The sequence below is a fragment of the Streptococcus sp. HMSC068F04 genome (assembly GCF_001837455.1).
Lineage (GTDB): Bacteria > Bacillota > Bacilli > Lactobacillales > Streptococcaceae > Streptococcus > Streptococcus salivarius_D.
Map to the genome: position 1 here is coordinate 25,734 of NZ_KV832488.1, position 4,855 is coordinate 30,588.

6 protein-coding genes and 1 pseudogene are annotated in these 4,855 nt (G+C 35.0%); 5 read left to right on the forward strand and 2 right to left on the reverse strand.

Annotation, left to right across the window (positions count from 1 at the left end):
• From HMPREF2571_RS10540 to HMPREF2571_RS05355, 5 genes and pseudogenes are all read left to right on the forward strand, one after another.
• A pseudogene (locus HMPREF2571_RS10540) lies at positions 1 to 154 on the forward strand (alpha/beta hydrolase); the annotation flags it as partial.
• Positions 155 to 354: 200 nt separating this feature from the next.
• On the forward strand, positions 355 to 648 hold the full coding sequence (locus HMPREF2571_RS05340; protein ID WP_013990876.1) for a type II toxin-antitoxin system RelB/ParD family antitoxin: 294 nt from the start codon (positions 355 to 357) through the stop codon (positions 646 to 648).
• Positions 641 to 979, forward strand: coding sequence for a type II toxin-antitoxin system RelE/ParE family toxin (locus HMPREF2571_RS05345; RefSeq protein ID WP_013990875.1), 339 nt, complete (start codon positions 641 to 643; stop codon positions 977 to 979). The genes HMPREF2571_RS05340 and HMPREF2571_RS05345 overlap by 8 nt, the downstream gene beginning before the upstream one ends.
• A gap of 523 nt (positions 980 to 1,502) precedes the next feature.
• Positions 1,503 to 1,889 (forward strand): hypothetical protein, encoded by a 387-nt coding sequence (locus tag HMPREF2571_RS05350; RefSeq protein ID WP_013990874.1) that lies wholly within the window; start codon positions 1,503 to 1,505, stop codon positions 1,887 to 1,889.
• Positions 1,890 to 1,925: 36 nt separating this feature from the next.
• A complete protein-coding gene (locus HMPREF2571_RS05355) occupies positions 1,926 to 2,681 on the forward strand; it encodes an alpha/beta hydrolase (RefSeq protein ID WP_013990873.1) in 756 nt (251 codons plus the stop codon).
• 162 nt (positions 2,682 to 2,843) lie between these two features.
• Here the strand turns inward: HMPREF2571_RS05355 and HMPREF2571_RS05360 are convergent, their stop codons facing one another.
• Positions 2,844 to 3,629 (reverse strand): CPBP family intramembrane glutamic endopeptidase, encoded by a 786-nt coding sequence (locus tag HMPREF2571_RS05360; protein ID WP_013990872.1) that lies wholly within the window; start codon positions 3,627 to 3,629, stop codon positions 2,844 to 2,846.
• Between the two features lie 4 nt (positions 3,630 to 3,633).
• Complete coding sequence (locus tag HMPREF2571_RS05365) at positions 3,634 to 4,521, reverse strand: helix-turn-helix domain-containing protein (protein ID WP_013990871.1); 888 nt, start codon at positions 4,519 to 4,521, stop codon at positions 3,634 to 3,636.
• Between the last annotated feature and the right edge of the window lie 334 nt (positions 4,522 to 4,855).

Consider the following 4,855-nt stretch of genomic DNA (forward strand, 5'->3'; position numbering starts at 1 on the left):
ATTGAACTGTGTTAAGGAATCAGCTAGATTATTTCAGCAGTTGCATCCTAACACGATCCTGTATGAAGCAAAGGGCTATAACCATGGCTATTTATCAGCTTACCTGCCTCAAGAGTGGGTTGATTTAGTTGAGCCATTTTTAAAGGGGAAATAAGGAACTTCGCAAATACAAAACACAAGGTGATAGACAGAATAATCTATCACCTTTTTCTGTCAAAAAATATTAATTACTTCAGCCCTCTTATCTATTCCACCTTATATTCGGTGAAAGAAGAATCCATTCTTCACTTGAATCTCCTCTCTTTCATATGGTAGAATGTATATACAAATTGTATGTACAAAGGAGAGGTGGAAATGGCAAACACGAAAGCAGTGAATTTTCGCGCAGATGCGATATTTTACCAGAAAACAAAAGAGGTACTTGCTGATGAAAAAATTTCTGTATCAGATGTCCTGAATGCAGCACTTCGAAAAATTGCCAACGGGACTGTGGATCCAAGAGAATTTGTTACGAGTGATTTGAAGGACAAACAGTATAAGGTAGCCTTTGAGGATTTGAAGAAGGAGATTTTAGTTGGACACCAGGAAATTGCTCAAGGAAAAGTCACTTCTGTAGCCGATGTGAGAAAGGAATTTGGTCTTGACTAAGTTGAAACGCTATCAGGTCTTTCTTGCAGATCGAGCTAAGCAGGACTTGAGAGACATTCACGACTATATTCTTGTAAATTTTTATAGCCAGCAAGCTGCAGATGGCAAAGTCGATTTGCAATTAAGTGCTCTTGAGACCCTAGAACTGTTTCCAGAAGCTTGCCCACTGGTATCAATCAGAGGGTATGGTGAGATGACGAATGATGGAAAACCCTATCGTTATATGCCAATAGAGAACTATCTCGCATTTTCTTATATGGAGAAGCATACAGTGTATGTTGCTCGTATACTTAGTGCAAAGCAGGATTGGGTCAAGATTTTTTATAAGTAGGATGAGGAACTTTGTGTTGCACTTCATTTTACAACGTGGCTCTTATAAAAAAATAAGACTGAAACCAAGGTAAAAACTATATGGTTCAGTCTTTTATCCTATTTATGTAGTATAATTAAGGGAGTAGAGGTTCTCCTTTTTAATAGATTTTTTCCAAGCTGATATTAGTCATTCTATTGAGTTAAAATCCAGATTAGAGATAAGAAAGTTGAGTGAATTCGAGAGATTATTTCTTATTTTATTTTAGAGAATTATCTTATCAGGGAACCATTTCCCTACACTTGGATGACAGGGCTTTTTTAGGTGTGGGATCTCTCTATCTGTCCATACTTTGGGTGATCCTTTATTTTAGTGCTTTTGTCATCGAATAGGCCCAAAGGAATATCTGGCTATGGATTGTCATCGGTATAGTTGTTATGGCATCTATAGTAGCAACTCCAATAAGGAGATACTACTTTGATTTATAAGTCATTTTTAATTTTAAGTTAGTTTCTGATGGCAATTATGTAGAAAGAGGAAAAGCATGAAGCAATCACTTGAATTTTTAAAAGATAGAATCACTGATAAGATGCCTTTAGAGGATATGGTAGAAATCTTTGAAGATTTGTGTAGCGTTCCTATTGAGGATGAGATGATTTTATTTGAGACAGGGGCATATTCAGCTATATCTAATAAACCCTTGTTTCAACTATCGTTAGTAAGGCAAGCTCCAAATGAAGATGAAGAGTTTTATCAAGTTCACCTTGATATTTTCTATGAAGCTAGTAAAGATAATCAAATCTTCAGTGAAGCGACCTGGGACGAAGATATCGAGGAAAATATTTTTGATTATATTAGAGCCTCAGATGTATTTGCTTATGCTAAAAGGCAAGAATACCTAGCAGTCAATATTTATCTGGATGAAACTTAAGAAGAGTAGTAAAGGAAGGAAATCTGGTGGGAAACAATGAACATTCTTGATCTTAATTCTAATCAGAAGGAGACGATATTATTAATCCATCCAATGTTATCTTCTGCACAAGGGATGAAATCGCTGATTGCAGATCAGATGGGACAAGAGTTTAGATATATCATTCCGGATTTATCTGCACATGGGCAATCAGCTTCGACCATTTACGAATCGGCTCTTAAGGAAAGCCAAATGATTTATGAATATTTAAAGGATCATCATATTAAAGACTTGCGTTTAGCGTTCGGTGCTTCCTTGGGTGGAGTCGTTTTACTAAAATTATTGAAATATAAGGATATCGGGTTTGGTAAGGTTGTTTTTGAGGGGGTAAGTTTATGGACAAAATCACCTTTGCTTGATGTATTTACTAGGTACCTATTGCTAAAAAAACATAGAAAAGCTATACGCAACATAGATCTAGCTGTTCGAAAGATGGTTTCACTTTATGGAGAAAAAGGAGTGATGATGGCAGATTCTTTCATTGCTATGGATGAAGAAAGCATCAAACATATTTCCCATGATTGTGCATTTGTGGATTTGCCCAACCTTACGCCAGAGGAACAAAAAAGTTGTGTATTCTTTTATGGTTCAAAAGAATTCGACTTGATAGCTGCTAAAAAAGCTCTCCCCAAAAAGTATCCTCAAGCCAAATTTCATATTTGGCAAGGATATGGTCACTGTCGCAAGATCACTGAAAATCCTAGAGCCTACTCTATGATTCTGCGAAATGAAATATTTAGTTCGAACTGTTGATTGGGTAAGCTTGTTACTGAAACAGTAATAGAGTGAAATAGCGATAGATTAAATAATGACTAAACTAAGGAATTTGCAAGTGATTTCATTTTAAAAGTTAATTGTTGGCTTTTTCTCAGAATGGGCTTAAAATTTTGTACGGTTAATGGAGGATTTTTCTCATTATAATCTCTCCACAGTTTTATTTCGTATATGAATTGCAATCGGAGTGATAAGTAGGTATAGCAAGGTCAAAATGATAAAAAATCCGATATCGGCATCCAAAAATACATAAACGATATTAAAGCCAAAATGCATGAAAATAGAATGAATCAGATTATTATATTTTTCCAGAATAATATTCATACAAATAGTAATAGATGTAATCACAACTATATTAGCAATAATATAAGGAACCGCGCGCCAGTCCGTAAATTTTGAATCTACAACCCACAGAAGTGTATGCCAGAAACACCAGACTAGGCCTTGGTAAATAGAGGATTTTAAAAAATGATATTTTTTATTAAATTCTTCTCTCATATAACCACGCCACCCTAATTCTTCACCAGTCGGACCTGATGTAAATGATAAGAATATACTTAGTGGCAATGATACGGTTCCTAGATTGATGTAGGAGAACATTGTTTTTTGGGTCATAAGTGAGTAGAGGAAGAGTGATAAAATACTGAGCCCAAATGTAAGACCAAATGAAGATAGAAGTGGGAGTAACGACACTTTAGCAGAGAAACACCGCTTAAGGAAAGTTGTCCTTTTCTCATCAGTCCTGAAATACTTCCATCCAAATAAAAGAAGGTATGATGGAGACCATGCGACGATATTTCGTACAATCCACATGATAACAGGTGAAACCTTAAATATTAAACTTGCAGGAGCTGCTAAAAAAATAATGAGTGCCCAAACAAGTATATAAGAACTGATGATGTATCTTTTTAAATAATTTACATTCATTTAGTTACCCTCTTTCTTCAGCTGTATAGATAACTAGTTCACTCTTAATACCATTCAATTCAATTATATTATCTGCATCAGGTGAATCGAATGGTTCAGTTTTTTGCCCATTTTTTTCATAATAAATATTTGTTCCAATCCCTTTGGTAACAGCAGTAAATAGGCTGTTTTCAGGAATACGAATTCTGGATGTTGCTGAAATCTGGTTAATGTCAACTTCACCGTTTAATGAATGACATAATACTTCCATATCAAGATTACAGTTTATTTTTACTTTACCTGAAATATCTTCTAGGGTAATACGAGATGTTTTAAGGTCAAGTTCGATATTGTCACATTCTAGGGAGTGAATTTCTACAGACTCTGCACGAACCGCGCATTCAATGTGACTAATATAGCGAGTTGGGATTTGCACAAAGATACTGACCGTTTCTTTAGCCGTTGCCTCTGTTACACCATTGTAACGTTTTACATCTAGGTCAATTCTTTTTCTACTATCATCAATTTTTACTTTAAAATCATTTTGAAGTGTAGAAAGAAGATTGGATACCAGACGAACTCGAATCTTTTCTCCCTTGTATCCGGACAATACAAACTTTTCTGCGCCTCCAAATTTCATATCATAGCTCTTGATCTTATCGATATCATACTCTGTGATACTCTCAAAAAGATATTCGCTTGTCTTAAGACTAGTTCTTTCATTACAGATTAGCTCATCGATAGAGATGTTAAATAGGTTTGAGATGGATATCATATTTTCGATATCTGGAATTCCAGCACCTGTTTCCCACTTTGTTACAGCCTGTCTTGATACACCGATTTTTTCAGCTAAAAGTTCTTGTGACATCCCTACTTGTTTACGTATGGATTTTAATTTTTTGGCAAATGTCATGTTCTATGCCCTCCTCTATATTTTATGATGTAATTTGTCATAAAGTAGCAATATGACTGATTTTAGTATAGAATAAACGAAGATTACAGCACAAGCAAGTATCGGTTGCATTCTCATTATTTTTGCTACTTTGCGTGGCATTCACTGTTCTGACGCGGATTTTTAGCGTTTTTTATCATAGTTTTATTAAAATATAGATGTATACTGAAATCATACGTTGTGGTATTTTTACAGTTTGAACGTGATAAGTCTTAATTGAAGGATCTAGTAGAAGTCTACAGTAAGGAGTTCAAATATGAAATTTCATGAATTTGGTGATAAAAATTTGCCTCCC

Bases quoted from the DNA above. Each gene is read 5' to 3' on its own strand.
- HMPREF2571_RS05340 (WP_013990876.1), top strand. From the start codon at position 355: ATGGCAAACACGAAAGCAGTGAATTTTCGCGCAGATGCGATATTTTAC.
- HMPREF2571_RS05350 (WP_013990874.1), top strand. From the start codon at position 1,503: ATGAAGCAATCACTTGAATTTTTAAAAGATAGAATCACTGATAAGATG.
- HMPREF2571_RS05355 (WP_013990873.1), top strand. From the start codon at position 1,926: ATGAACATTCTTGATCTTAATTCTAATCAGAAGGAGACGATATTATTA.
- HMPREF2571_RS05360 (WP_013990872.1), bottom strand. From the start codon at position 3,629: ATGAATGTAAATTATTTAAAAAGATACATCATCAGTTCTTATATACTT.
- HMPREF2571_RS05365 (WP_013990871.1), bottom strand. From the start codon at position 4,521: ATGACATTTGCCAAAAAATTAAAATCCATACGTAAACAAGTAGGGATG.